Consider the following 26,414-nt stretch of genomic DNA (forward strand, 5'->3'; position numbering starts at 1 on the left):
AGAGGGGGGCGCCGTGATGATGACGTCTGGCGCCGCAAACTTGTCGCCCTTCTCGATCACTACGTGCCTTGGTGTGTCCTGGCCGATGCCGGCTGCCGGTGCGGTGATCTGCGCGTCGAACTCGTACCCGAGAAAGTCGACGACGGCTTCTCGGTCGGCCGCACTGTTCAAGGGGCTGCCCAGAGGAGTGATCCGGTTCCGCAGAACGGGTCCAGGAGAACACCCGCAAGATGTTCCTCGACCAGAGCGGCGACGGCAGAGGCGAGCATCGGGGGTGAGCTGAAAGCCCCCGATCTGCCGCGCGATGCGAACTGGGTCAGGGCGGCCCGCGTGGCGCGCCGGAGTGCATCCCCCTCAACGGGCACGAATGCGCCGTCCGGCCCGGACGCCTGGCGTTCGAGCGCCTGTAGGGCCGTTTGCGGCCGGCCACACCACCAGTTCGGGGCGCCAGGCACCGGTGGCTCAGTGTGCGACCAGCCGCTCGCTCATCCACTGCAGCATCGGCGGGATCTCCCGCTTCCAGGTGTTGAAGTTGTGCCCGCCGTTCGAAAGGATGATCGACGAAATTCTGGTCACGTTTGTGCCCTGCACACCCTTTATGAACTTGAGCGTGTCCTTGTAGTTGTGCTCACCGACTCTGCTGCTGGTGACGAGCAGCGACGTCTCGGGGGCGGCCAGATGCTTGAGCGCCCAGAAGAGGTCGGCACGGTGCTGCAGGTTCTTGTCGCCGTGGAAGAGATCCCCGGTGGTGGGGTCGATCTGCGCCTTGTAGTACGGCGACAGGCCCGCTGCGGCCGCGTACGAACGCGGGTGGTGCATGGCGATCTTGAGTGCGCAGTATCCGCCGGTCGAGTCGCCGGCGATGCCCCAGCTGGCGGGCGTCTTGTCGACCCGGTAGCGGGCCATCACTGAATCGCGCAGATCCTTGGCGAAGAACGTTTCGGTCTGCGGGCCGCCGGGAACGTCGACGCACTCGGTGTCCCGCGGCGGCGCCACGGTCGGACGTAGCATCACCAGGATCATCGGCTGCATCTTCCCTCTTTTGGCCAGCTGCTGAACTGTGCTCGGGTAGTTCAGCTTGTCCACCAGCGCCTGGGCCGTGCCCGGGTAACCCGTGAGAACGACGGACACCGGGAACTTGCGCGCGTGGTTCTGCGGCTGGAAGTACTCCGGGGGTAGGTACACGAACGCCGGCGTGGCCAGATGCGTCGTACGGCCGATGATGTCGACCTTCTGGACCTGCCCGGCCACCTGCGGCAGCGCGCTGCTCGCACCGATGACAGGGGAGGCGGAGAGCACTTGGACGGGGCTGCTGCCGCCCTCCGCCACGTGGTCGACGACTACTCCCTGGCCGGTCTCCTGGCCGAACAGGTCGGACCAGCTGGCGTAGAAGCCGAACGCCTGGTTGGTTGCGAGTCCCACCGTGGCGAGGGCCGCCACCTGGGTGGCGAGCAGCAGCCCGAACCGTCCGCTGACGGCCCGCCAGTTCCGCCGGGCCAGGCGCGGCCACAGCCATACCGTGCCGAGGAACAGTACGACGGCGAGGACGATCGCCAGCATCAGCACTTTGTTGCTTGTGAGACCCATGGGCTGTTACCTGCCTGCGCTTTCTGCCCGGCACCCGCCCGCACTTTGTTGCGAGGGCTTGCTCGGGGCCTTCCTTGGCCTTTGACCCGACTTTCCGGTGGGGAGTGAACCTCTCCTCCCTGGACAACCCTCTCAAGGGGCGCAATGTCGCCGGATATCCGATCGGGCCCAAATCGGGGGTATCTCGCAGAACTGCGAGATGCGATGTCTATCAGATAGATGGGCAAATCTCGGGCGAGATTCCGACCCGATCCAGTCGCGGCGCATACCGCGCGGCCCGGCTATGAAGCACACTGACTTCTGGTCGGTTCAGTGTCCGGCTGGCGGCTGGATGTAGTCCTCCAGGCGGGCCACCGCGAAGCCCTGTTCCCGGATGCGCTTGAGCAGATTCGCGAACATCTCCGTCATGGTGGTGCCCTTGAGCTCCGCAGGGCCGCGGAAGTGGGCGAGGATGATGTCGCCGGGACGCAGCTTCTTGCCTGGCTCTTGGTACTGCATATTGCGTACCTGCATGGATTCGCGCCACCAGACGATCGCTCGCGGGCCGCAATCTCCCACCGCGATCTTGGTGTTGTTGTTGTACGCCCCGTAGGGCGGCCGGAAGAGGAACGGGGCGGTGCCGAACCGCTGGGTGAGGATCTTCTGGTCGCCGCACACCTCTTGCTTCTGGCGGTTCAGCGGAATGGTGTTCATCGCGGGATGGTGCAGGGTGTGGTTCTGGATGTGGTTGCCCATCGCCTGCAGTGGCCTGAAGTACCCGTAGTCCGACTTGATGGCGTCGTTCATCAGGAACATCGTGATCGGGATTTTCAGGTCCCGCATCATCTCGATGAACTTGGGGTCCTTTTCCAGTCCGTCGTCGACGGTGATGAAGACGACCTTCTGGGATGTCGGTACATGCGTGAAGACCGGGATCGGGCCCGTCGCGGACAGCTTGATGGGTTTGTCCGCGGGGGGCTCGGGAGTCGCGGGCAGCGGCGTCAGGCCCCACTTGCGCCAGGCGGCAGGCTCAGCCGTGATGTGCGACGCGGTCCCGGGCGTGCCGCCGACGCCGGCGGACGCCGACGAGGTGGCCGCCGGGCCGGTTGCGTTGCCACCGCTCATGCCGCAGCCGCCTACGGACACAGCCAGGAGCACGCTGACCAGCGGGGCGTAGAACCTGCCGCCTGTGTTGCGTCGCTTCACCGCACCGGTCTCCTGACTGCAAAGCTGACCTTGACTCTGCTGGAAGGTAACCGCGGTAGGAAAAGCGAAGTTCAGCGGTATGAAAGGCGAAGTTCAGCGGAGGGTGAGAATACGGCCAGAGCCCACATCGCCCCCGGCACGATGCGGGCCATCACAGCCGACGTCCGGCAGGAGGCGGCGGTGCGGCGGGTGAAGGAGTCGCGCAACCGCTTGGCCCCGAGGTCTCCTGCCGCGCTCGCTGTTGGAGACGTGTAGACCGGCTGGTGCTGCAACGGTGCTCGCTGTGACTGCTGGCCAGGTCAAGGACTGTGTCCGCGTCGTTTGTAGTGGTCGTTACGGACCTGGTGTCGTCGTCGGCGCCAGGTCGACCAGTGCAGGATGTGCTCGGCGGGTGTGGGTCGGCGGTCGGCGAGGCTGAGGTGGAGAGTTGGGAGGATCCGTTTCCGCCTTGTCCGTGTCCAGCTCTCGGGCTCGCAGGCGGTCACGCATGAGTGGGCGGCCATGGCGAGCGTCATGTGGCGGTGCCCGCCGGGGTAGCGGCGGATTCGGTAGTCGTCCAGACCGCATTCCTGCTTGGCGCTCTGGAAGCACTCCTCGATGGCCCACCGGCCGCCCGCGATGCGGATCAGCTCATCAAGCGTGGTCTCGGCGGGGCAGTAGGCGATGTCGTAGAAGATCTCCTCGGGGCGGCTGACGCTTCGGCGGGCGAGAACCCAGTGCCGGCGGTCCTCGCGGTGCCAGGTCCTTACCTCAACGCGTGCCCAACTGTAGATGCGCCGATCGTGGGCGCCGTCTCCGCAGGAACGGCGCTTCCATTTCTGCCTCGGCAGGCCGGGAAAGATGTCGTGGACGGGGTGATCGATGGCCCAGCGGGTGACGACGGTGTCGTGGCGGGTGGTGGCCATGACGTGAAAGATGTCTGCCTGCTCCAGCTCGGACCGCCGGCCCTTGCTGAAGCCGTGAGCGGCGTCCGCGGTCACCCACCGGAAACGGGATGCGACCGGCGATGACACGTCTGACCATCGCCTTGGCCATGGCCACCTTCGTCTGGAGAGCGCGTGCGGGCGGCGGCCGGTGCGGCTGCCGTTTCGGCAGCGCGACAGGCGTGCAGGGCCGGGGTGTTCACGTCCACCCGGTGCTGAACAGGGCGTATTCGAGTAGGTCGGGTGAGGCGTCGGACGGCCAGCCGTCGGTGGATGCTGTCTGGTGGGCGGCGGCGTGCATGAAGGAGAGGTAGACCGCGTAGCGGTGCGGTGACCAGTTCCTGTCGCGGCAGACCCAGCGGGCGATCGAGCCGTCGGGGTCGTGGCCGGTCTCCCGACCGACCGCTTGGGCCAGGAATCGCAGGCGCCGGGCCAGAACTCGGTGGGACCGGCTGCCGGCGGCACTGTCTTGCTGGCGAAGTACAGGAACTCGGTGTAGATGACGGGCCGAACCCGGGAATGCGGCCCCGCAGCCCGGCGTAGGCCGCTTCGGCGCCGTGCTCGTGCAGCGTGGTGGCCACATCCAGCGCGGTGGTCAGCTCCGGACGCTCCACCACCCCGTCATCGAGCACCACGAAAGCGTCCAGCGCAGTGCTGTCCGTCATCACCAGCTCACCCGGCGCCATCACCGTCGTGGTGACGAACGGGGGAGCCGGCCTCGCTACGCGCCAGCGGCGCTGGCGCGCACTGTCCAGCAGCCCGCGCCCGTCGGCGAGGGCGTGCAGGAGCCGGTTGAACGTCGCACTCGAGGGCAGCGGCACCACCCCGTCCCCGTACTGCTGGCCAGCAGCCGCTCGGTGTACAGCCGAAGCCGTCCCAGCGTTCCGCTGGAGCGCTCCCGCCCCGTCTCCAGAACCTCCCGCAGGGCGGCCACCACCCGCTCATCAGCATGCCCCAGCGTGGTCCGCGGCCGGGTGGCCCGGTGGTCCACCAGCCCCCACACCCCCTCCCGGCGATGGCGGGCCCGCATCCGCCGCACCGTCACCACGCTGGCGGGCAGGCCGGCCGCCGACAGCTCCGCCGCCTTCGCCTCCTCGCGCTGCGCCGGCGTCCGCGTCTGCGGGTCGTACTCCGCCCGTGGCGGGCCTGCCGCGCCCGGCCCGGCCGGCCGCCCCGTGTCCACCTCCCGCCACATGCCGCTCCCAGACCAGCGCTCGTTCCCGCACCGCCTCCGGCAACGACTCCAGCAAGCCCAGCGGCGGCACCCTGGGCACTCCCGGCGCATCCAGGACCTCGAACCCGGCATCGGCGAACAGCAGCGCAGTAAAGCCGCCGCTACTTCACCGTCCTCGCCGGCCAGCCGCACGTGGCCCTCAGTAAGGGCCACCACCGTCCAGGTGCGCCCCCTGCGGGCGACGGACGAGACCAGGAGCTGCCCCGTCTGCGAGCCGGGCGGTCGTGCCTGCGCTATGGCGTCCATGTCGCCCGGATCCGAGCCGAACGCCTCTGGTGGCAAGCCCTCGGACAGGTCAGCCATGTGTGTGGGCCAGAAGCCCGGCGCATCCAGGAGCGGGTGCCCGTCCACGACGGGGGAGGAGGGGTACCAGTGCCGTGTCATCGCCATGCCGGGATCTGTGGACACCCGGCGGGACCGGGGCCCCGTCCGGGGGCTCCCCAGGGAAGTGGTCGGCGCGTCGAAGCGTCCGGAACCACGGCGATGACCTGGGATTTTGGTGGGCCCCGGGACGATGTTCGGCGCGACCCAGGCTGCGACCTGGGACGCGACCTAGGGCGGGACCCGGGATGCGACTCAGGGCGCGACCGGCGGAGTACAGCGGCCCGGACATCGGGCGGGGGGCGTACAGCCACGGGCGGAGCCCACAGGGCCGCTGGTCCGTCGACGCAGGAAGGGCGCGGAGCCCACAGCACGACGGCGAGTGCCGGAGCGTCGTGCTGCCGGACCCCGTCGGACCGCCCGCCGGGCGTCCCAGCCCGCGCGGTCATACAGGGAGCCGACGGCGGCGTCCTGGACGATGACCAGCACCGGCCGCTGGCCGAGTACTGCCGCATCATGCTGAGCCGACTGCTGGAACACTACAACTCCGCAGGGCTGAGCAGCACATCGTGGTTGCTGGTGGCAGGCCCCGCACTCGTCGCCCCGGCGGCGTCCGGCACGAGGTGGCCGTCGACGGACAGGAGCTGTTCTTCTCCCAGGTCGGCCTGCGCGGCGGCCCGGCACCCGTGCGCCGCTTCCTACCCGACCTGATCGACCGCGTCCTGCCTGGCGATGGACGAGCGCCGCGCGGTCAAAGCCCTCCTGGGGCCCCGACCGCGCGGCCGCGGGGGATTACTGTCCGACCGGGTTGAGGTAGGTGCCCGGGTGGGTGGCGCCGTCCTGCTTCAGGATCTGGCCTCCGAACGGCCACTTCAGGGTGAAGTGCTTTGTCTCGTTCGGCGGGGTGACCAGGAACGTCGCGGGGACGAACTTCTCCTTCTGCGGCGTGGACCTGGCAACGGGGAGCAGGTTGATGCTGAAGTCCGTCGTGTCCCCCCGGCCCAGGGTGATCTTCGTGGGCCTCTTGGCCGAGCGCACCAGGGACCAGGTGCCGTCGGTCCTCTGGGCGCCGACCATGTCGACACCGGCGAAGCCGGACAGGGTGCAGGTGCGGTTGCTCTTGTTGGTGAACCAGATGAACGCCTGCGTCTGCTTCCCGGTCCGCCCCATCTCCGGCTTCGCGTCGTCCCCGGTGGCGAAACCGGCCTTCAGGTCGGCGGTGTGGCAACGCGTCGGCGCGGCCTTGGCGGTGGCGGCCGACGCCGGGACGGCGGCGACGGCGGTGCCGGCGGCGACGATCGCCGCAAGGGCCATGGTGGTCATTGTGGTCTTCATGACGTGTTCGGTTCCCCTCGAATACGACTCGGTGCGCGAGGTCAGTGCGCACCCACGCACCTGTAGACGCTCGATGCCCGGCGGCGGTTCGTTGCGCCGGGCATCCTCTTCCGCCGCGTACGGTGGGGGCATGGTGCCGTCTCTGCCCGAGCCGCTGAGTCGTGCGGGTTGCTGCTGAGCTGGGCCGAAGCCTCACTTGGGGACGCCTACGCCGGCGAGCCCCGTTCGCCCCGCGCGGCCGTTGCGCGATCTCCGTGATCACCCCTGGTCGAGGACAGGGTCACTGCCCGCTTGGGGCACCGGGACGATGCTGCCCGCCTTACAGCGGAAGGGTTCCGTTTGCCGAGTCTCGGCGCTCACCAGCTGGTGGCTTCAGGCGTGTTCCTACTCGTTCGTCTTCTCGCCGGCCGCGGGTTGGCCACGGCGTCGGCTCATCAGGGTGCATCCCACGGTCACCAGGCCGATGGCGATGAGCTTGGCGGCCCCGTGGTAGCCGGACGCGGGCTCCTGCGGGGTGCCGGGCAGCCCGAGAAAGACCCATGCTGCCGCTATGCACCCGAGAACGATCAGTGCGACAGCCCCCCACGTTCCCAGGTCCGCCCACCAGGGTCCCGCGACGTAGTTGGGCTCGTCGGTCCGCTCAACGGCCTTGTCGTCCACGGTCTGATGCTCCTGCGCGTGAGGGGGCGGTCGCACAGGAAGACGTGGGCCCGGCGCGGAAGGTTCACCGCCGCCTGGCTGGATTCCTGGCTCGTACCTGACCCAGCACGGCAAGAAGGGTCTCGCAGCCGTACCGGTCGAAGGGCAAGACCGCGTACGCGTACCTGCGGTGCTACAACACCCACGCCAAAGTGCGGGTGCGGATCTACAACGTCGAAGCCGGGCGCTACATCGCGGACAGCGGCAAGGTCACGTGCAACCCCCACAAGGCCTTCCACACCAAGACCAGCGCGCTCCAGCGCCTCGACCACCTGCGCATCGTCGTCAGCGGCGACCAGGGATCCATGGTCTGGGCCTCCTGCCGGCGATGATCAACAGATGACGCCAGGTGGGGCAGCCGAAAGGCCACCCCACCCCCGGGGGCGGAAGGTGGTGAGGCCCGGTCGGCCTGCCCGGCCCTCACTGACCGGTTCGGTTCTCTATGAGCGGTGCTCGGCCGGCACTCATGCCGAGGTCACCCTTGGCGAGCCCCGCTTCATCTTCTTGCAGACCTACATTTCCCTCGGGGAAACCCTGACCTTGGGCGCTCCTGAGGTCGGCGAGGCCTGACGCTTCGCCGAAGGCACGCCGGGCCGGGGCCACCCGCCTGCCGACTGGGCCGTGCGATTACTGCGCTGCACTCCTCAGCCGATTGGCAGCACTTGCACCCTTCACCACCGGGAGCAGGGCCGCGGCCATGACCGCCGGCATGCTCTGCAGTGGGCTGTCCTCGCCGGCGGCCTCTGCCTCTTCGACCGGGCGTGCAGCACGCGATCGGCCGGGTCCAGGCCCCGGACCGTGCGCCGCCGTACGCTGCCGGTCAGCGGTGTCAGCCACAGGTCGGCGTGCGACTGGAGCATTCCTTCGGGGACCGGTAGTCAAGCACGGTGCCGCGCGGCACCGTGCCGGTGCCAGGGTGGTCCGCGGTGCCGGGTCGCCCGTCCAGGCCGACGGTGTGCACGTGGCATAGGAACGCGAGCCGGGCCGCGCCCGGCCCGGCGTCCTGCGCCGGGCCTTCGTGGAGCACGGTGGCCTTGAAGGGGCAAGAAGACGTTCGGCCACCACCCGCTGATGGGGTTCGTCGGCCACGGCCGCGGCGGGTCCGGTGAGCCGGTCGTGGGCCTGCTGCGGCCCGGCAACGCGGGCTCCAACACCGCCGCCGGCCACATCGAGGCCACCAGGCTGGCCCTGGTCCAGCTCCCAAAAACGACTCCGGCGCGGCCGGCAGACGCTGATCCGCACCGACTCCGGCGGCGGCACCACGAGTTCGTCGCCTGGCTCGCCCAGCGCGGAAGGTGGCTGTCGTACTCGGTCGGCATGACCATCACCGATGCCATCCACCAGGCCGTCCTGAAGATCCCGGCCTTGGCCTGGACGCCCGCAGTGGAACCTGACGGCGAGATCCGCGACGGCGCCTGGGCCGCCGAACTCGCCGGCGACTGCCTGACCAGCTGGCCGAAGGGGCTACGGCTGATCCTGCGCAAGGAACGGCCGCACCCCGGTGCCCAACTGTGCTTCACCGACGCCGACGGCATGCGGTTGACCTGCTTCGCCACCAACACGGCCAGCGAGGCGATCGCCGCCCTCGAACTGCGCCACCGGCAGCGGGCCCGGGCCGAGGACCGCATCCGCGCCGCCCGCGTCACCGGCCTGCGCAACCTCCCCCTCCACGAGGCCGCACAGAACCAGATCTGGCTGGAGATCGTCCAGATCGCCCTTGACCTGCTCGCCTGGATGCCCCTGCTCGCCCTCATCGGCCAGGCCCGGCTCTGGGAGCCCCGCCGCCTGCGGCTTCGGCTGTTCTCCACCGCTGCTCAGCTCGTCACCACCGGCCGCCGCTGCTACCTCCGCTTCACCGGGCACTGGCCCTGGAACGACGTGATCACCGATGCCCTGGACCGGCTCCACGCCCTCCCGAACCCCGGCTCAACAGCAGCGTTCCGTCCCTACGAGTAGCACCACCCCGACCGGAGCCGTGGAACCCGGCGCACACCCGACGCGACAGCCGGGCGCTCAGCCTGCCCAGACTCCGAAAACCAGCTGCCGTGTCAAAGCCCAGCTTGGTCATTCTCCGAGCCGGGCTTTTTCTCTCGCTGGCCGCCACAGTGACCGTGCCCACGCCCACGCAACGGGGCATTCGACGGTGCCCCGCAGGACCTCAACCCTGCCCACAAGGCTCTGGTGGTGTCCCCATCGGCCGTGCGACGGTGAGCCTTCGAACCGCTGGAGGAAAAGGTATGAGGCTGGCCCGCGACGAGGGCGTCATGACGGTGAAGGGGCAGGCACCCCAGCGGCCGCGAGTGGCTCCTTCCTCCGCCGGAGCGACCGTGCAACGGATGCTCGCCCTCCAGAGCGCCGCCGGGAACAGGGCCGTGGCCGAGATGGTGCGGCGTGGCGGGCCGCCGGAGGCGCAGGCGCCCCATCAGCACGGTCCGGCGTGCGGGCACCGGGCGCAGGCGGCGGCTGTGCAGCGGTCCGCGACCGATGTCACCGTGGCGCGGGCCGAGGACGAGCACGGGCATGCGCACGGTCACGACACCGGGCCGGAGGGGCAGAGCGCGCTGTTGGCCGCCGCCATGAAGTCGTCGAGCGAGGCGCTGCCCTCGTCGGTTGTGGCGAAGGCGGGGGCGTTTTACCAGAACGACGCCCTCGCTTCCACGCGCGTCCACCGCGACGTGGTGGCCCAGCGTGCCACGGAGGCCATGGGGGCCGCGGCCATGACCGTCGGCAACCACATCTTCCTCTCCGCCGGGGCCGCCGCCAGCGAGAAGCTGATCGGCCACGAACTCAGCCACGTCGACAAGAACCTCAAGGGCGTGCCCGAGACGGGCCACAGCAACGGCGCCGGAGTCACCGTCACCAACCCGCGCCAGGACTCCGAACGGGCCGCCGAGCGGGACGGTAACGCCTACGCCGCCGGTCAGCGGACCGCCCCGTCCCTCGTCGCGTCGCAGCCGGGGGCGAACGCCTCCGCCGGGCCCGTGCAGCGGATGCTGGAGGAAGGACAGTCGTCGGAGGAAGGGCGGCGGATCGCCCTCCAGGACGGTCCGCTGGAACTCAGCGGTGAGGACCACATCGCGTCGCTGCCCGAGGACAGCGAACAGGAAGTGATCCTCCAGCGCGGCATCACGCCCACGCAGCGGAAGGCCATGGAGAAGGAGGTCATCCGCGGCTCCTTCATAAGCCTTTCGAAGATGACGGCGAAGCCCGACGAGGATGCCACGAAGCCCGATCCCGAGCATGTCCGGGGATACGTGAACCAGGAGCGCAACGACGATGTCGCCAAGCTCATCGAGTTCTCGACGAAGTCCGATATCGCCACCGGGTTCGCCGCGGAAGCCTCCTTCGGCATCGTGCTCACCATCAAGATCAAGAGGAAGTACCTGGCGAAGGGCGCGACCGGTAGCGAGAGCGGCTGGATCGCGCGGCAGGGAGCGCCCTACGACATCGTCGGGATCGAGCGGAAGGACCGGGGGGTGGAGAAACTGGCTCCGCTGACCGAGGGGGAGTTCCGCGAGGTGGTCAAGAAGGAGGAGATGGCCGAGTTCCTTCTCAAGGTGCAGGATCCGATGGCCATGGCGCAGCATATGAGCTCGATCGAACCTGCGAGGAAATTGGCCGAGGCGCAGAAGATCGTCGCCTACAAAAAGGCGATGTACGGGTCCTGAGCGCTGTCCCGTAAATGATCTACGGCATGCTGGATGACCAGCATTGTTTCCCCGTCACCCGGCGAGGGCGAGGTCGTGGAGGCGGGCGATGCCGAGCATGGTGTGGTGGACGCCGTCGCCTTTCAGGCGGCAGTCGCGCAGGATCTTCCAGCTCTTCATGCGGGCGAAGGTGTGCTCGATGCGAGCGCGGACGCGGCGGTGCGAGGCGTCGTGGTCCTCCTTCCAGGCCGGCAGTTCCTCGTTCTTGTGCCGGCGGTAGTGCGGGATGGTCAGGCCGGGTGCCCCGGTAGCCGCCGTCGGCGATCACCGTGGGGGTTGCGCCGACGGCGGCCTTGGCGCCGGACTCCTCCCAGGCCCGGCAGTCGTTGCGGTTGCCGGGCAGTGGCTTGCCGACAGCGACGACGAGGCGGGTGTCGGCGTCGACGACGACCTGGTGGTTGGTGGAGTAGCGGTAGTTCTTGCTGGAGGCGGCCACGGCTCGGTCGCGGGTGGGGACCAGTGTGCCGTCCACGATGAGCACAGTGTCCTTGCGGAACCCCGCCGCCGGGGCTAGAGGCCGAGAGCCGCCTTAAGGTGGTCGACGATCCAATCGGCCGCCGACTTGGAGATGCCGAACAGCGGGGCGAGTCGGCGCAGGGTGAGGTTGGTGCGCCGGTACGCGGCCACCAGCAGCACCCGGTCCTCCAACTGCAGCGACCACGGCCGGCCCTCGCGAACCGGATCGGCCCCCTCACGCCGCAGCGCGGTGATCAGCTTGGCGAACTGCCGCGGGCTCAACCCGGTGAATGGACCAGTCCGCGAGGGCTCCGACGCCGTGATCACACCAGCCACAACAAGATCATCTCACTCCTGACCTGCAGTTACGTAACAACCTCTAGTCTGGGGCCGATCTCGGGGCGTGCCGCCTTGAGTTCTTCGAACCGTGTACGTCGAAGCCGCATCGCTACCCACCACGCACCCCAGCTCCCATCGCGTCCGCCGTCGACCCACGCACCGTGGAGCGGGCGTGGTTCCTGGCGTCCAGGTGGAGCGCGCCACTGTACGAACGACCTGGACGCCATGGGCCGCGTCTGCTCGGCTCTGCCTGGGTCGATGGTGTGCGGGATGGGAGCACCCCGCGCACGCCACTACGGACCCGCGGGTAGGAACGGCGCCCCCGCCATCAGCTGGAGTACTAGGCGGTCTCTCATACGGTACGGAGAGACCGTTGGAGCGGAAGCCGGTGGCCAAGGATCAGGAGAACGCAGAGGCCGACGCTGGAGCCGTGGGCTGACGTTTCCGGTGTGTATGTTGCGAGGCTCGGTAGCCGGCGCATACCCGGTGTCCCGTAGTGCCGGACGTACGACCCGGGCCGGGACGTCGAGTATCCCGGCAGCGAGGTGTACTTCCCACCGGTCGCGAATCGGCTCGACTATCTGCGCAGCGTCGTCGGCACCTGCAGGCTGGCACCGAGCTGGTCAGCGCCCGGGACCTGCGAGGTCCTCTGCGGCCGTGTTGGTTGCTCTGGGATCAGCGGCTTCGCAATGTCCCACAGCCCGTCCGGCACGATCCAACTCCACGTTCCCCGCCCCATACCGGGTCAACGTCCGCCTCAGCACATAGGACACGGTCTACGGGGGTGATGGGGGTGATCGGATTCGCCAGGTGTAAAGAAACGCGCCTTGCTGCTCACCGTACTGGTCCGTCGGCGGAGCATTACCAAGGATCGGGTTAACGATTCTTTACGTCCCACAGACTGCGTACGACCCAGCCTTTGTTCACAAATTCGAAGCCGTATCGATTCAAAAGATCTGTCGACGCCTCCGAAGTGAGAGGGTGACTCTCTTCACCCTTGCGAGCAATGGTGCCAGCAACACCCGCCCCATGATCACCAAAGCTCCACCACATGGTGACATAGCGAGGATCTCTGACATGCTCGGCAATGGAATTATTCTCGTGAATGCGACCCTGGTAAGTGACATATTGGTCACCACCTTGGACCGCCCATTCCGGTGCCCTCTTATGACTCTTCCAAGAGTATGACTGCGGCGATCCGAAGGCTCCCATACTCAGCCTGTCGACGCGAGCAATAGCAGCGCTCGCCCGAACCTGAAGCTGATCGAATGTCGTGTTCGTAGGGACTTCTACGATCCTGTCAGTTGTGAACGTCTGATGTGCAGCAAGGTAGTTTCCAAATACCGCCCAACTGCCGGCTTGCACCATTTGTAGGGGGTGGCTGACCTCACGGCGGGAAATCTGGTTCCCAGACTCCACATCACTACGCCACTGCGGAGTCGTTCGCTCCGCTGGGCTTACCTGTACAACGCGACCCATGATGTGGAACTCAGGAGCCAAAATGAAAAGACCAACGTCGCTGCGGTTCTCGAATCTGATGCTTACCGGAAGGGCGAATGCCGCTTTATTTCCTGCAAGGACAGGGTCGCCCATAGAAACGTCAAGTAGAGGGTTTGGATCGGTGTGGTAAGGCTGATACAGCTGCGTGTAGCCGAAGTTGGCCACGGCGATAGCCGCGGAAACGATCACTGCCGCGGCAACCCTTTTAGGAGCAGGGATAACGACTGACGTGCGGTAGATCCTCACAGCTGACCATCCGCCCCCTACCGTGAGGGCGGCCCACAGCAGCGGATAGCCAACCGAATCCCCATCCTGCAACGTGACGACCAGCAGCATCAGATTCGCTACAGCTGCAACGGCGCTCCCGAGCAATGCGCCCAACCCAGAGTGGGTAAAACTTCTGTAGACCCAATGGTCGATCGCAGCAATCGCACCCAGCAAGACAGTTGCCGATGCCAGAATCATGAGGGCGCCAGTGAAGCGCCAGGTGTACGCCAGCGCCCTACTGGCGTCTTCCACGCCGAAAAAACAGAGAAAACCTGACGTGACCAAAAGCACTGCGACGATCAGAAGTAACGATGAGACTGAACGTCCCCTGAGATTGGGAGTATGCGCCACGGATACACGAGCAGCGGATCTAGATCGTCTAGCCTTTCGCATGAGCAAGGCGTGCTTCGGTGACCGTGGTTGCAGACCAACGCGAGGTGTGCGATGCAGTGGCATAACAACACTTTCACCCATCGCGCCCCCGCTGTGACGCACGACAGGCCTTCATGCGGAGGTAACCTCCGTGGACGCCGGGTGCTCGACGTCCCGCTCGCCGACCTCGTCCGCTGAAAGCGAAGGCCCGGCCGGCAGCGGTCACCGACCGGGCCAGACCTCACACGCTCAGGTCTTCGGCTGGACGATGAACGCCTGCACCGGCCTGCTCTCCCGTGGGTCGCGCGACTCCGACTGCTGCCTGCGCTTCCACGCCGCCACCAGGTCCGCGTACGGCGGGTCGATCCACTCCACCATGTCAGGGGCTCTCCTCAACCGCGGGCTGAGACGATAAGTGTTCCGACCCTGCGCGGCCCGGGCGGCGCAGGCAGCAGCGCCGCCCGCGTGTCCACGAACCCCTGCTCGGCGAGCAGTTGCTCCCACATACGCAGCTCGTAGTCCCAGCGTTTCACCACGAGCGGGTCCTCGTCCGGGCCGCGGGGGATGTACGAGGCCTGGCAGCCGTAGCAGCCCGCGACGGGCGGCCGCTGCGAGAAGACGAGCCGGCCGCCCGGCCGCAGCCGCTCACGGATGGCGGGCAGCAGCAGGTCGGGGTCGGTGAACCACAGCGCCCCGTACACCGAGTACACCGCGTCGAACGTCTCGTCGGTCGACTGCAGGAAGGCCCGCGCCTCGGCCTGTCGCAGCTCCAGCCCGGCGAGGAGGCCCCAGCGGTTCCGGGCCGCGAGGAGCTGTGCGTGCGATAGGTCGATGCCGAGGGCGCGCATGCCTATGGCGGCCAGGTGTGCGGCGTTGCCGCCCTTACCACAGCCCAGGTCCAGGACTCGGCCGCCGGCCGTCGCATCGAGGAGTTCTGCGCCGGGGCCGTGGTCGGGGTACTGCGTCCAGTTGAACCAGGTGGTCTCGCCGTGGGCGTTCGTCTGGCGGCGCTCCGGTCGCTGCCGCGCGTAGGTGTCCCAGGCGATTGCCGTGTCGGTCACTGCTGCTCCGCTCTGTGGGCCAGCCGCCCGGTCGTGAGACCGGACGGCTGGAGTGTCGTACGGATGGTGCGGAGGTGTCAGCCTTTGGGGCTGCCGGTGCATCCGGCGTGGCACTGGGTGCACTTGCCCGCGGCGGGCCACAGCTCCTCGTCGACCTGGAAGCCGGCGGCGCGGATCGCGGTGAGGGTCCGCTGCCGGGTGGCTTGCGGGCCTCCGGGCATCTCCTCGTCCTCGTCGGTGGGAAGGTGGTGGACGAAGCGGCCGATGACGCGCTGGCAGAACTCGGAGTACTCGGCGGTGTGCAGGATGAACGCGTGCCAGCCGTAGTCGACCAGCTCGCTCGGGGCGAGGGACTGCCCCGGCTGCCGGCCGGACGCGGCGATGAACGCGACGGCCTGGCCGACGATGCGGCGCGCGGTCGCCGTGTCCACGTCCGGGTGGTCGGTGGTGGCGCGGCGGGTGAGGCGGTGGGCCGCCTCGGGGCTGAGCAGGGTGAGCGCGTCGGTGACGCCTACGGGACGCTCTAACGTGACGGTCACGTGACTCTCCCGTCGTGGACGGATGCCCTCTGGGCGGAGGGCCTGGTCCCGCTCGCCTCGCCGGAGTTTCTAGCGGAAAACGGGCGGGAGTTCGTGGTGGCGGCCGCACAGCTTGGGCAGGCGTACACCTCGTTGTCGAGGACGTGGGCGCCGATGGCGCCTCGAGCCATGCCGGCGCTAGTGCCGCCAGAGCGGAGCAGGGTCGCGCCATACCAGCAGCAGGCCCATCCGGAGTACTGCGCACGGTTCAGCTCGGTTGCCGGGGGGTGGCTTTACGACGGTGTTCACCCCGCTTGCTCCTCGCCGATCCGCGGCCCGAACGCCTCCGCGATCGCTGCGAGGAGCGCCTGTGGGTCGGTGAGCCAGCCGTCCTCCCCGTGGAAGATCCGCCAATGCGGCCCGGGTCCGTCTGTGCGCCGGGACGGTGGGACCCTGGTTCGGCGCGGCCCGCTGCCGCGGTGAACGACGACATCCGCAGGCTGATGTTGCCGCTGGCGGCCCCTTGAAGTCAGAGGACCGAGCCGTCTACCAGCAACTGATCGCGGAGTGGGCGGCCGCCGTGCGCGTCGGCGTCGTCGAGGCGGCATGACGAAGAGCCCCCGCCACCTGCCGGAGCAGGGGCGGGGGCGTTCGGTACGGCTTCACAGCGTTGGGGCGGGCGTGAGCCCAGCGTCCTTGGCGCTGGTCAGTGCCCGCCGGGCCAGTGCCACGCATCGCGGGGGCAGCCCGGACACGTCGCGGCCCGCGAGCAGCCCGTCGACAGCAGCGTGCGTCGACATGTGCCGCTGACCCCGCCCGTGGATACGGCAAAGGGCCGCACACCGTGTGTGTGCGGCCCTCGCGACGTCCGCGTGGCGTCGGGCACCAGGCCGGTCCGGCCAGTGCTCGGTAAGCCGTGGGCTGTCAGCAGTGCCCAACGCGTGTCTGGTTGGAGACCTGGGTGGCGATCATGTAGCCCGTCCCGTACACCGTGTTGACCTTGAACCAGCGATTCGTGCCGTTCCACCACTGGTTGTCGGTCCAGCAGATCATGGTGACCGGGGTGAGCCGGGGCATCTCGAAGTAGATGCCCCCGGTGCTGGGCGAGTTGGACAGGCTGCACGTGGAGCTGTTGCAGTAGGACGGTCCGTAGGCCGATGCCGTGGGCGCTGCAGCCAGCAGCGTGGCGCCTCCCATCGCGCAAACGGCCAGGAATGACTGAAGCAGTCGTCTCATTCCTCTTTCGCCCTCCCCATTCTGTTGGAGCACGCCCGAGGGGCGCACCGAACACTGCGGACCGTACTGACGGAGCGTCCACCTTTGCGGCGGTTCACCGCTAATGACTCCTTGTGTTCGTTTCTGATCCGACGCCGTGCACGGCTGGAGGCTTGCCGCCGGCGTTCTCGCGATCATCCTGGGCAGCTCACGCCCGCCCTCCCGCCCACGGCAAAGGGCCCGCCCTCCCGCCCACGGCAAAGGGCCGCGCTTCCCCCTCCGGGGCGCGGGCCCCTTCTGCCGCCTACGGCGCGAGCCATCGAGGACCCGGCTGCCCGACGTCAGCTCTCGCTCCCCGCCTGGACTTGGCGGGCTGGCGGGACGGGACGTCGTACTGGGCGCAGATGTTCCAGAGCGTGCCGATGCCAACTCGCGGGGCGGGGGACCGCTAGCCGGGCACGGGGGTGTCCGGTAGCGGTCGGCTAGGTGGGCGGCAGGAGGGATGAACGGCGCGCTCGTCAGCGCGGGACGCTTGCTACCCGAACTGCGCGCTGCCTCGCTCGACCGGGATCCACAGCTGCGAGTCGGTCTCCGCGCCGACGTTCACGGGCTGCGTCCGCAGAAGTTCCGGACCTGGCCGGCTCGTGTAAGGGTTCGAGGGGAACCACTGCGTGAACACGTCTCGCCAAAGGTCTTGCAGCCCGCTCGGATACGGCCCGCGGTTGTCGAAGACAGCCCAGGTCCCGGCCGTCACGTCGAGGACGTCGAGCTCCTCAGCGGCTGCTTCGGGGCTGGCCGCCACGCCGACCCAGTAGTCCGCCTCGGCGCCCTCCTCGCGGCTGTCGGTCAGATACACCGCCGCCGACAAGACTCCCTCCGGCTCCCGGCCGGCCAGCTTCTTCATCCGGGCGATCGCCTGCGCGTCCAGGCTCTCCACGTGCGCTGCGGCGACCGCGTTGACCCCCTCGTGCACGAGCGGAACCCGGGCCTTCCTGCCGAGGAACCGAAACGCCTCCTTCTCCACGATCCGATACCGCATGGCCGTACTGCCTTCGACCACGACACGGAAGGACATACGAGGCTGTGCCATGAGCACCGCACCCGTTCGCCGGGCCTCACCGGGCCCGATGCCGTGCACCGACCTGAACGCCCGGGCGAACGCCTCCCCCGAGCCGTACCCGTATCGCACCGCGATGTCGAGCAATGTCAGCTCCCCGGCCAGTACCTCGGCCCCGGCGAGTGTCATCCGCCGGCGCCGCACGTAGACGGGTAGCGGCATACCGGCGAGGGCGGAGAACAGCCGCCGCAGGTGGTATTCCGATACCGCGGCGATCCGGGCCACTTCGGCCATGTCGATCTCTTGGTCGAGGCGGGCCTCCAGGTGGTTCAGCGCCTGATTGAGCTGCTCCAGCACGCGTCTGCGTCCTTCCTTCTTGCGTCTCCCCCATGCTCGGGGAAGGTCCACCCGGTCGACCCGCTCATAGCCAGCACCCGAGCCCGACTGGGACTCGTTCGCCGCCCGGCGCACCGGTCAGCGCTAGGGTCCCGGGCGTCGATGCGACTGTCGTGACACCCGCTCGACAGGTGATCTTGTGGGCCTTGGAGAAAACAGCTACCGGTACGGCCGGTCGACGGGCGGGGCGTACCGCGCGGCCGTCAGGGCGCCTTGCTGGAGTTGGAGGAGACTTGGCCGCCCTCCGCCCGACCGAACCGGTGCGGGAACTGTTGGGCAGGCGGCCCCGGGAGTATCTGAGGCTGACGCCCATGACTGATATTAAGGGACTGTGCGAGCCTCGGTTCGTCGCAGTGCGTGAGGCCCTTGCAGCGTCGCTCGCCAAGCACGACGTGGGCGCCTCGGTGGCTGTCTACCTCGATGGCGAGCCGGTGGTCGACCTCTGGGGCGGGTACGTCGATGCGAACCGTTCGGTCGGCTGGGAGCGCGACACCCTCACCGGGGTGAACTCCACGACCAAGAACATGACTGCCTTGTGCGCGCTGATCCTGGCCGATCGGGGCCAGCTCGATCTGTCCGCGCCGGTCGCCGCCTATTGGCCCGAATTCGCCGCGGCCGGCAAGCAGGACGTGCTGGTACGGCATGTGCTGTCGCACACCGCGGGGCTGCCGGACCTGTCCGGGCTGTCGGCGGTCGAGGATCTTTACGACTGGGAGAACGTGACGGCAGGGCTGGCCGGGCAGGCTCCCGAATGGGAGCCCGGGACGGCCGCCGGCTACCACGCGCTCACCTTCGGCTTCCTTGTGGGTGAGCTCGTCCGCCGGATCACCGGCCGCAGCCTTGGTGAGTTCTTCGCGCAGGAGGTGGCCAAGCCGCTGGGCGCGGACTTCCACATCGGGCTCTCTGCCGAGCACGACCACCGTGTCGCACCCCTCATCCCGCCTCCGTCACTGACCGACGAGTACGCCGCCAGCGCGCCGCCCGGACCGGACGGCACACGGCGGGAGAGCATCGGTGCCGCGATCCGGGTCAAGGACGCCAACTCGGCGGCCTGGCGCCGTGCGCACATCCCTGCGGTGAACGGATTCGGCAACGCTCGCTCTGTGGCCCTCGTCCAGTCAGTACTGGCAAACCGGGGAACGGCCGACGGTGTGCGGCTGCTGTCCCCCCAAGGGTGCGAGCCCGCCTGGCAGGAGGCGTACCGCGGTCAGGACCGCATCCTGGGCACACCGATGTGCTGGACGGCGGGCTTCGGCAAGTTCGGCAACACCTTCGGCTGGGGCGGCTGGGGCGGCTCACTGGTCGCAAGCGATCCCGGCGCACGTATGACGGTGGCCTACGTCATGAATCAGATGATCGACCGGGACCGGCAGGAGGACAACCGCGGCCTGGAAATCGTCATGGCGGCTTACAGCGGACTGCGCTGACACGCAACAGGGGCACCCACGGCCCTCTGCCCGCCGCGACCGCATCGGGCAGAGGCCTTACCAGCAGAATCCGCGGATGAGGCCCACACTCTCGGCAAGCGGCCGAGGCCGGGCCACAGCACCGCCTGTTACTCGGCGGAGCCGCACGGGACCGATACATGGAGTGGGTCGGGCTTTACGGCACCGACGCGCACATGGTCATCCGCCTCATCGAGGAGGCCGACGGCATCGAGCGCGTGCGCGGCGCGGCCGAGCGCGGAGGCAGACGGCGCCCTGCAAAGCGGGCAGCCGCTGACCGTGCACTCCACCGCGATCCTGCTCGCCTTCGGCGCCGACCCCCGGCTGCGCGATCCAGCCGGGGACACCCCATGGACATGGCCGAGAAGTACGATCACCTGCCCGCGATCAAGCTGCTGACACAGCACCTCGCCCGGTAACCCACGGGAGAGGGCGCCTGGAGCCCGATCTGCTGACCACCACTGAGCAGTGGGGGAGCTACTCGAAGCAGACGGTCGTCACCGCGGTGCGTCGGGCGGCTGCGGCGCGGGTGCGGGCGCTGTCGGTGGGGTGTGGATGCCGTAGTGGGCGGGATCGAGGCTGATCAGGTCGCGGTGCAGGCGGCGTATCCGCAGGGCCAGGTCGAGGTGAAGCCGGGGGCGTTTGTCGCGGACCTCGGCGACGGTGCGGGGGTTGATGTCCAGGCGCTTCGCGAGTGCGGTGGCGGGCCATCCGGCTCGTGCCAGGTCGGCCAGCAGCCAGGATGCCTCGGTGGAGTCGGTCAGGCCGGGGGCGTCGGGGTTGCGGCGGTGGGGGAGCGGGATGCCGAGGACGACGTCGGCGGAGGCGCGGGCGATGTCCCGGGCCGCCGTCGGGCCGTGCGTGGGAGTGCGCAGCACGCGGCGGACCAGGGTCACGGACAGGCCGGCCCGGTCGGCGATGTCCTGCGCGGACATGCCCTGCCGACGCAGCCGCACCGCCCACCGCGCGGCCGGATGAGGCGGCTCGCGCCCGAACAGACCCCGCGAGCGGTCCTGCCACGGCACCATGTCCCAGGCCCGCCTCGCACGTGAGGTCTGGTACTACGAGCGCTACGCCGGCATCACGGAGCTGGGGGTGGACGGCTACTGATTTGGTGCGGCCGGGTGACCGTCTGCCCGCTGGGGCGGCCCCCTCGATGAGCGTTTCGAGCGCGTCACAGGGCCGGGGTACACGGCCGTGTCCTCCGCGAGGGGCCGGCGCGGGATCTCGAGGCATGGACCGGGGTCATTCGGGCGGTGCGCGGACAGGGGCGAGGGATCGTGCCGAGTCGTGTCCGTGTCTGTTCCGGAAGCGGCGCTGCTGTCGGCGGTCAGCCATTTGCCGCCCGGGCGGCGTGGCGGTCGCACCGGCGTGAGCCTGAGCCGCGGCTGCGACCGCCGGTGCGACCGTGTCCTCTCACCGTCCGGGAACGCCGCCCCGTTCGGCTGGGCTCAGAAGTCGTCCGCGCCGTTGCGCAGTTCGGGAGTCCAGTAGCCGGTGAGGGCCTTCGCCGGGTCGACGGCGATGCCCCCGCTGCCGGGCGCGGTGACGGCGATGACCGTGGAGTCGCTCTCCAGCATGACGGAGAACGCCGACACCGGTTCGGTGTCCTCGTCGACTCCACCGTCCGACAGCTTCACCAGGGCGTAGGCCGGGGCACCCGCGCTGAGGACGACCGGCGTGGCCGGCTTGCTCTTGGCGACGGCCGGGACGTCCTGCTTGTGGCTCTCAAGGAACTGGATGTGCGGGAAGCCCGGCAGCCGGCAGGAGTGCCCGGTGGTGTTCTTCGCCGTGAGGACGATGTGGGTGTAGGGCGGACCGTCCTGCCTGGCGGCGGTGATGCGGACGTCCCCGGCGGTGCACACCGGAGTGGAGGCGCTCACCTGCTCGCCGGTCGCGCCGGCCGAGCCCTTCGATGCCGCCGAACCCGCCGAGCCGGTCGAGCCCGCTGCGTCGAAGGTGCCGGTGCCCTTGCCGGCCTTCGATGCGGCGGCCGCCGGGGACGAGGCCACCGTGACTTCGGGGGACGCCGCGGACGAGGACTTGGTGCCCGAGTCGCTCTGGCAGGCGGTCAGGGACAGGGCGAGAGCGGTGCCCGCGATGGCGAGCAGCGTGGAGCGGTGACGCACAGTGTTCATGGGTGGTTCCCCCGTGTGAGTGGTGTGGCCGCGGTGCGGTGCCGTCGGCCGATGCCATGTGTTGGTATGTCGGTCAGGTGGTCGGTCGTTGCTGCCGTTGCGGTAGCCGGACGGCAGGGCGGCCCGACCTCACGCGAGGCGTGCACACCCTCCGGCAGTACCGGCAGGTGCGTTCCGCCTCGGACTTCAGTCGACCATTTCCGGTCTCCGCCGCCCAGGCGGTTCTCCCGGCAGAAGTACCGTCGGCCATACTTCTGCCGGGGCTCTCAACCGGACGAGCCTGACGAATCGGAGACATCGAGGGTGCGTGACGGTACGCCTTCCACGTGGGACTTCGGACACCGGTTGCGGCACCTGCGGGTCCGTTCAGGACTGAGCCAGGAGCTGCTGTCGCATGCGTCCGGAGTGAGTGTCAGAGCGCTGGCCGACATGGAACGCGGACGCACCCGGGGACCGCAGCGCCGTACGGTGCAGGCGCTGGCCGACGCACTGGGACTCGACGGTGACGAGGCGGCGAACCTGGAGAAGTCGGCCGCTCTGGGCCGTCCGCGCCCCCGCACGTCCGCCGTACCGGCCGGGGGCGGCCCCTTGGCACTGCCGCGCGACATCCAGGACTTCACCGCCCGCGGCCCGGCGCTCGCACGACTGCTGGAACTGGCGCAGGACGCCGATCCGGGGCTGCCGGTGGTCACCGTGATCACCGGGCAGCCGGGGCTCGGCAAGACCACGTTCGCGGTGCACGCCGCGCACCGTCTCGCCCCGCACTTCCCCGACGGGCAGTTCGCGCTGGACCTGCACGGCATGGATCCCGAGCCGACCACCCCCCGGGACGCACTGGCCCGGCTGCTCGGCGCGCTGGGGGTCGCCGACGCGGCGATCCCGCCCGGCACCGACGACCGTGCCGGCCTGTGGCGCTCCCTGGCCGGTGAGCGACGCTTGCTGCTGCTCCTCGACAATGCCGCCGACGAGTCCCAGGTTGGCCCCCTGCTGCCCGGTTCCGGGCCCTCCCTGACCCTCGTCACCAGCCGCCACGCCCTGGCCGGTCTGGAGTCCGTCCACCGCACCGATCTCGCCCTGCTGCGGCGCGAGGAGGCGGTGCAACTACTGACCCGCATCATCGGACTGGAACGGGTGCGGGCGGAGGCGCAGGCCGCACGCGACCTCGCCGACCTGTGCGGGCACCTGCCGCTGGCCGTCCGGATCGCCGGCCAGCGGCTCCTCAGCCGGCCACACGAACGCCTCAGCAAGCTCGTCACCCGTCTCGGCGCCGAGGGCCAGCGGCTGGACGGCCTGCAGGCCGGAAACCTGCGGGTGCGTGCCGCCTTCGCGCTCTCCTACCGGCAACTCGCTCCGCAATCCCGGACGTTGCTACGGCGCGCCGCGCTTGCCGCCGGAGCGGACTTCAGCCCCGCAACCGCCGCGCTCCTGGCGGGCCTGTCCCACGACGAGGCGGTGGCCTGCGCCGAGGAACTGACCGACGCCGGGCTGCTGCAGAGTGACGCCGCCGCCGAGCGGTACCACTTCCACGACCTGCTCAGGCTCTACGCCGCCGAGCAGATCGAGGCCGAGGACGGCCCCGAGATCCGCGACGCCGCGCTCGATCGGGCCGCGTCCTGGACGCTGCGCCGGGCCACCACCGCCGCGCTGCACTTCGACGCCGACCACGAACGGGCCGTGCCGCAGGGAGACCCGGACCCGGACACCGCGCCCACCGGCCGGGAGGAGGCACGGGCCTGGCTGGAGGCCGAACGGGCCCAGTGGCTCGCCGCCCTGCGCCGGGCCCACGGCACCGGCCGACACCGGCAGGTCCTGGAGACGGCGGTGGCCATGCACTGGTTCTCGGATCTCAACCAGCACTGGGAGCAGTGGGTGGAGGTGTTCCGGCTCTCCGCCGACTCCGCCCGCCTGCTGGGCAGCAGACGGGAAGAGGCGGTTCACCTTAACTACCTCGCCTGGGCCCACAACTCCTGTACCCACGACACACGCGCCGCCCTGGCGAGCGCCGACGCCGCTCTCGCGGCGGCCCGCGAGTGCCGGGACGCACTCCAGGAGGGCTGGGCACTCGGCTACGGCGCGGGCGCACTCCAGCGGCAGGGCCGCATGCAGGAGGCCGAGGAGCGGCTGCGCGAGGGCGCCCAGCGCCTCGCCACCGAGAAGTCGTCGCAGGGCCGGCTGGCCGAGCTGACGCTCCTGAACACCCTGGGCACCCTGCTGCGCGAGACCGGCCGGGCGGCCGAGGCACTAGACCTGCACCAACGCAGCGAACGGATCTGCCACGCGGGCGTCCCCGGCCGGACGGAACGGGTGATCACGCTGTACCTCGCCGTCACTCGGCTGCACATCGGCAACGACCTCGCCGCTCTGGGACGCTGGTACGAGGCCGAAACGCCGCTACGTCAGGCCCTCAGCGCCCTGGAGGCCGCTCAGGTGCCGGCGTGGGCCGAACGGACCCGTCTACACCTGGGCCAGACCCTCGCCGCCCTAGGACACCCAGAGGCCCGCACCACGCTGCGCACCGCCCGAGACGCCCTCGCCGCCCTGCGAAGCCCGCTCCAGGACGAAGCCACCGAAGCACTCGCCGCACTCGACGACACCGGTGCTGCAACCGCCTGACACAGAAACAGCCGCGGGCGGTAGTCCTTGGCGGGCGGCAGCCGTCGTTGCGGTTGCCGGGCAGCGGCCTGCCGACGGCGACGACCATGGCGAGGCATCGCCACCCGCTACGAGAAGACAGCGACTGTCTACTTGGCTGGACTAGACGTCGCGGGCATCTTCCTCTGGTTCGCCAGGTGATCCGAACGAAACGGCCCAGCGCAGGCGCGGACGTTCGTACACGAGCAGCTGCCCGCCTGCGACCTCTCTCTCGGGCCGGCGGGGCTGCCGGAGAAAGGTCGGGAGTTGGTGCGCGAAATGGCCTGGTACTACGACAACCTGGGAGCCCTGGTTACCCACGGCGTGGTCGAGGTCGAACCCGTTTTCGGCTACCTGGGCGGCTCTGTGATCTCGGTGTGGGAACGAATAGAGCCGCTGGTCACCGTTGAGCGGGCCCGGCGCATGCACAGCGGGTTGCCGGACCCGGACCGGTGGCAGCAGTACTTGATCTCTACCTCCTCACCGCGAGATGCCCCCAGGACGCGCACGAGCACGGACACCGTCGTGGCGTCTGCCTGACGCGCGAGGCTGATACAGCCTCTTCGGCTGGAGCCCCGGTACCACCGACGACGCCCGGATCCGGCATCTCACCCTCGCCCTGCCACCCGGCTACGCCGCCCGCCTCTTCGACGCCCAGGCCGCCGGCGCCACCGAAGACCAGCTGCGCGCCATCACCGCCGAAGGCCTCGGCGAGACCTACTTCCGCGACGGCGGCCGCCGCGCCCAGGGGTTGCTTGTGGAGTTCACCGACGTTGAACAGCTCGACTTCGACCTGTGACCAGCACCATTCACCTACCGCATACCTGATGGGTGTGACTGAGCGCTTCAGCTGGCGAGCGAGCGCGCGAGTTGGCGCCTGGAGCGGGCAGCACCGATGGCGCAGGCGAGCTGGGCGTCGAGAAGCGGCTTCAGCTGCTGGGTACACAATGCACCTGGCGTTCGTGATCAAGTGGCGATTGAGAGCGGCGCTGAGTACATCAGAAGGTGCTGGCTCGGACGGCTGGGGTGGGAACGTGGAACGGCAGCAGTACGTGGAAAGATGCTCAGAGCTCTTCGCAGTGGGTGGATACGCGGCTGTGAGAACAGCGGCAGAGGCGGGGCTCAAGGAGTTCGGACCGGATCCGGTTCTCTTTCGCTGGCTCGGACAGGCACATGCCGTGGAAGACGACGACGACCATGATCGTGAGGCTGAGGCGGCGTATCGCACGGGCCTCGCACTAGCGGAAGACGATCTCGGGCTCTTGGTGTCGTATTTGGAGCTGTGCCTTCGCTCGGACTCTTTCGAATACCCGGGGCGGGCGCGCCGTGCGGTGGTTCTTCAGGAAAGGATCGAGGAGCTGGCCCCGCCCGGGTCACCCGAGCGCGAGCGAGTCGATGATGCGACGGGCTGGGCCGGACGGGGATATTGGGACGACCTGAACCTGGCTGCTGCTCACGGGCAAGCTCAGCAGGCAGCTACAGCGGAGCAGAGCGTGCTGGTCACCGACGCGCTACGGCGAGCCGCTCGGGGCGAGTCCAGCGAGGACACAGGGGAAGACCTGCAGGCCGCTGAACTTGCTGCGGCGGTTGAGCTGCTACAGGGGGCCCGGAACGCACCACTGCGCCTGCTTCTCGCGCACCGGGTCGAAGCGTACGTGCTGACGTTCGTCGCATCGTTCGGCCTGAACAAGGCACTGGTGTGGAGTGGTGTGCTGGACTTCAGTCTGTGGGGCTGGTTGCTCTGGGCTCCCATGCTCGTTGCCGAAGCCAAGCTCCGCCAAGCCAAAAAGCTGGGACAGGAGCGCGTCATCACGCGCATACAGGAGCGCCATGACGAGATGCACCTGCCTTAAGCCCGCCCGAGAACAAGCGTCTGTGAGTGCCTCAGTTGGCGACAGCCGCCAGCTGAAGCACTCAGAAGCCGTTGCCATACCGATCACGGAGTCCGTCGATCGAACGGGAGTCTCGATCGGTTGATCGCGGGCGCTGCCCGGCATGAGAGCAGGGCTTGGCGGTACGGGGAGAATT

General features: G+C 69.0%; 23 protein-coding genes and 6 pseudogenes. 10 read left to right on the forward strand and 19 right to left on the reverse strand.

Annotated elements, in window-relative coordinates; all coding sequences use genetic code 11:
* Nucleotides 1–462: 462 nt before the first annotated feature.
* From AQJ66_RS24370 to AQJ66_RS39740, 5 genes and pseudogenes are all read right to left on the reverse strand, one after another.
* The gene (locus AQJ66_RS24370; RefSeq protein WP_061926247.1) at nucleotides 463–1,587 is read right to left on the reverse strand and encodes an alpha/beta hydrolase; all 1,125 of its coding nucleotides are present in this window, start codon (nucleotides 1,585–1,587) and stop codon (nucleotides 463–465) included.
* 309 nt (nucleotides 1,588–1,896) lie between these two features.
* Entirely contained in the window at nucleotides 1,897–2,772 is an 876-nt protein-coding gene (locus tag AQJ66_RS24375; protein WP_061926249.1) for a polysaccharide deacetylase family protein, read from the reverse strand.
* 397 nt (nucleotides 2,773–3,169) lie between these two features.
* Nucleotides 3,170–3,828 (reverse strand): annotated as a pseudogene (locus tag AQJ66_RS24380) (IS701 family transposase); the annotation flags it as partial.
* Between the two features lie 66 nt (nucleotides 3,829–3,894).
* Nucleotides 3,895–4,278 (reverse strand): 8-oxoguanine DNA glycosylase OGG fold protein, encoded by a 384-nt coding sequence (locus AQJ66_RS41010; RefSeq protein ID WP_425264300.1) that lies wholly within the window; start codon nucleotides 4,276–4,278, stop codon nucleotides 3,895–3,897.
* Nucleotides 4,279–4,416: 138 nt separating this feature from the next.
* Nucleotides 4,417–4,890, reverse strand: a complete 474-nt coding sequence (locus tag AQJ66_RS39740) for a hypothetical protein (protein WP_208611441.1) — start codon at nucleotides 4,888–4,890, stop codon at nucleotides 4,417–4,419.
* A 965-nt stretch (nucleotides 4,891–5,855) separates the two neighbouring features.
* On the opposite strand from AQJ66_RS39740, the pseudogene AQJ66_RS38440 reads away from it, so the two are divergent.
* Nucleotides 5,856–5,981: pseudogene (locus tag AQJ66_RS38440) on the forward strand (IMP dehydrogenase); the annotation flags it as partial.
* A 61-nt stretch (nucleotides 5,982–6,042) separates the two neighbouring features.
* Here AQJ66_RS38440 and AQJ66_RS24390 read toward each other — a convergent pair.
* The gene (locus AQJ66_RS24390) at nucleotides 6,043–6,585 is read right to left on the reverse strand and encodes a DUF4232 domain-containing protein (RefSeq protein WP_061926253.1); all 543 of its coding nucleotides are present in this window, start codon (nucleotides 6,583–6,585) and stop codon (nucleotides 6,043–6,045) included.
* A 384-nt stretch (nucleotides 6,586–6,969) separates the two neighbouring features.
* Nucleotides 6,970–7,245: a hypothetical protein gene (locus tag AQJ66_RS24395; protein ID WP_061926255.1), complete on the reverse strand. Its 276-nt coding sequence runs from the start codon at nucleotides 7,243–7,245 to the stop codon at nucleotides 6,970–6,972.
* Between the two features lie 191 nt (nucleotides 7,246–7,436).
* Here AQJ66_RS24395 and AQJ66_RS39005 point away from each other — a divergent pair, with 191 nt between their 5' ends.
* The 3 genes and pseudogenes from AQJ66_RS39005 (at nucleotide 7,437) to AQJ66_RS24405 (ending at nucleotide 10,952) form a co-directional block, all read left to right on the forward strand.
* Nucleotides 7,437–7,616 (forward strand): hypothetical protein, encoded by a 180-nt coding sequence (locus tag AQJ66_RS39005; protein ID WP_159052616.1) that lies wholly within the window; start codon nucleotides 7,437–7,439, stop codon nucleotides 7,614–7,616.
* A gap of 727 nt (nucleotides 7,617–8,343) precedes the next feature.
* Nucleotides 8,344–9,240, forward strand: a pseudogene (locus AQJ66_RS24400) (transposase); the annotation flags it as partial.
* Nucleotides 9,241–9,521: 281 nt separating this feature from the next.
* Nucleotides 9,522–10,952, forward strand: a complete 1,431-nt coding sequence (locus tag AQJ66_RS24405; RefSeq protein WP_061926257.1) for an eCIS core domain-containing protein — start codon at nucleotides 9,522–9,524, stop codon at nucleotides 10,950–10,952.
* A gap of 54 nt (nucleotides 10,953–11,006) precedes the next feature.
* Here AQJ66_RS24405 and AQJ66_RS40195 read toward each other — a convergent pair.
* The 10 genes and pseudogenes from AQJ66_RS40195 to AQJ66_RS24435 all read right to left on the reverse strand — a co-directional run bounded on the left by AQJ66_RS40195 (nucleotide 11,007) and on the right by AQJ66_RS24435 (nucleotide 18,133).
* Nucleotides 11,007–11,472, reverse strand: a pseudogene (locus tag AQJ66_RS40195) (transposase).
* Nucleotides 11,473–11,501: 29 nt separating this feature from the next.
* Nucleotides 11,502–11,729 (reverse strand): helix-turn-helix domain-containing protein, encoded by a 228-nt coding sequence (locus AQJ66_RS40200; RefSeq protein WP_244162915.1) that lies wholly within the window; start codon nucleotides 11,727–11,729, stop codon nucleotides 11,502–11,504.
* A 706-nt stretch (nucleotides 11,730–12,435) separates the two neighbouring features.
* Nucleotides 12,436–12,525 (reverse strand): annotated as a pseudogene (locus AQJ66_RS41015) (IS5/IS1182 family transposase); the annotation flags it as partial.
* A 137-nt stretch (nucleotides 12,526–12,662) separates the two neighbouring features.
* Entirely contained in the window at nucleotides 12,663–13,844 is a 1,182-nt protein-coding gene (locus tag AQJ66_RS39010) for a hypothetical protein (protein WP_159052617.1), read from the reverse strand.
* 330 nt (nucleotides 13,845–14,174) lie between these two features.
* A complete protein-coding gene (locus AQJ66_RS40675) occupies nucleotides 14,175–14,303 on the reverse strand; it encodes a hypothetical protein (RefSeq protein ID WP_279617335.1) in 129 nt (42 codons plus the stop codon).
* A gap of 14 nt (nucleotides 14,304–14,317) precedes the next feature.
* Nucleotides 14,318–14,986 (reverse strand): class I SAM-dependent methyltransferase, encoded by a 669-nt coding sequence (locus AQJ66_RS24415; RefSeq protein WP_061926258.1) that lies wholly within the window; start codon nucleotides 14,984–14,986, stop codon nucleotides 14,318–14,320.
* Nucleotides 14,987–15,063: 77 nt separating this feature from the next.
* On the reverse strand, nucleotides 15,064–15,525 hold the full coding sequence (locus tag AQJ66_RS24420) for a glycine-rich domain-containing protein (protein ID WP_061926260.1): 462 nt from the start codon (nucleotides 15,523–15,525) through the stop codon (nucleotides 15,064–15,066).
* Between the two features lie 641 nt (nucleotides 15,526–16,166).
* Nucleotides 16,167–16,304 (reverse strand): hypothetical protein, encoded by a 138-nt coding sequence (locus AQJ66_RS39745; protein WP_208611442.1) that lies wholly within the window; start codon nucleotides 16,302–16,304, stop codon nucleotides 16,167–16,169.
* Nucleotides 16,305–16,428: 124 nt separating this feature from the next.
* Complete coding sequence (locus tag AQJ66_RS24430; RefSeq protein WP_159052618.1) at nucleotides 16,429–16,740, reverse strand: hypothetical protein; 312 nt, start codon at nucleotides 16,738–16,740, stop codon at nucleotides 16,429–16,431.
* 514 nt (nucleotides 16,741–17,254) lie between these two features.
* On the reverse strand, nucleotides 17,255–18,133 hold the full coding sequence (locus AQJ66_RS24435) for an AraC family transcriptional regulator (RefSeq protein WP_061926266.1): 879 nt from the start codon (nucleotides 18,131–18,133) through the stop codon (nucleotides 17,255–17,257).
* Nucleotides 18,134–18,483: 350 nt separating this feature from the next.
* Here AQJ66_RS24435 and AQJ66_RS24440 point away from each other — a divergent pair, with 350 nt between their 5' ends.
* Both AQJ66_RS24440 and AQJ66_RS40875 read left to right on the forward strand, forming a co-directional pair.
* Nucleotides 18,484–19,599, forward strand: coding sequence for a serine hydrolase domain-containing protein (locus tag AQJ66_RS24440; RefSeq protein ID WP_061926382.1), 1,116 nt, complete (start codon nucleotides 18,484–18,486; stop codon nucleotides 19,597–19,599).
* A gap of 158 nt (nucleotides 19,600–19,757) precedes the next feature.
* Nucleotides 19,758–20,036, forward strand: coding sequence for a hypothetical protein (locus tag AQJ66_RS40875; RefSeq protein ID WP_061926268.1), 279 nt, complete (start codon nucleotides 19,758–19,760; stop codon nucleotides 20,034–20,036).
* A 78-nt stretch (nucleotides 20,037–20,114) separates the two neighbouring features.
* On the opposite strand, the gene AQJ66_RS24450 is transcribed toward AQJ66_RS40875, so the two are convergent.
* Together AQJ66_RS24450 and AQJ66_RS24455 are read right to left on the reverse strand one after the other, a co-directional pair.
* Nucleotides 20,115–20,645 (reverse strand): hypothetical protein, encoded by a 531-nt coding sequence (locus AQJ66_RS24450; RefSeq protein ID WP_061926270.1) that lies wholly within the window; start codon nucleotides 20,643–20,645, stop codon nucleotides 20,115–20,117.
* Between the two features lie 423 nt (nucleotides 20,646–21,068).
* Nucleotides 21,069–21,755 (reverse strand): DUF4232 domain-containing protein, encoded by a 687-nt coding sequence (locus AQJ66_RS24455; protein WP_061926272.1) that lies wholly within the window; start codon nucleotides 21,753–21,755, stop codon nucleotides 21,069–21,071.
* A gap of 303 nt (nucleotides 21,756–22,058) precedes the next feature.
* On the opposite strand from AQJ66_RS24455, the gene AQJ66_RS24460 reads away from it, so the two are divergent.
* From AQJ66_RS24460 to AQJ66_RS24470, 4 genes and pseudogenes are all read left to right on the forward strand, one after another.
* Nucleotides 22,059–24,368 carry a helix-turn-helix domain-containing protein gene (locus tag AQJ66_RS24460; RefSeq protein WP_244162916.1) on the forward strand — a complete coding sequence of 770 codons (2,310 nt, stop codon included), beginning with the start codon at nucleotides 22,059–22,061 and terminating at the stop codon, nucleotides 24,366–24,368.
* A gap of 264 nt (nucleotides 24,369–24,632) precedes the next feature.
* Nucleotides 24,633–24,926, forward strand: coding sequence for a DUF4760 domain-containing protein (locus AQJ66_RS24465; protein ID WP_425264301.1), 294 nt, complete (start codon nucleotides 24,633–24,635; stop codon nucleotides 24,924–24,926).
* A gap of 22 nt (nucleotides 24,927–24,948) precedes the next feature.
* A pseudogene (tpg, locus tag AQJ66_RS40215) lies at nucleotides 24,949–25,185 on the forward strand (telomere-protecting terminal protein Tpg); the annotation flags it as partial.
* A gap of 235 nt (nucleotides 25,186–25,420) precedes the next feature.
* The gene (locus AQJ66_RS24470; RefSeq protein WP_061926276.1) at nucleotides 25,421–26,239 is read left to right on the forward strand and encodes a hypothetical protein; all 819 of its coding nucleotides are present in this window, start codon (nucleotides 25,421–25,423) and stop codon (nucleotides 26,237–26,239) included.
* Nucleotides 26,240–26,414: the final 175 nt, after the last annotated feature.

This window comes from Streptomyces bungoensis (assembly GCF_001514215.1).
GTDB classification, from domain to species: domain Bacteria; phylum Actinomycetota; class Actinomycetes; order Streptomycetales; family Streptomycetaceae; genus Streptomyces; species Streptomyces bungoensis.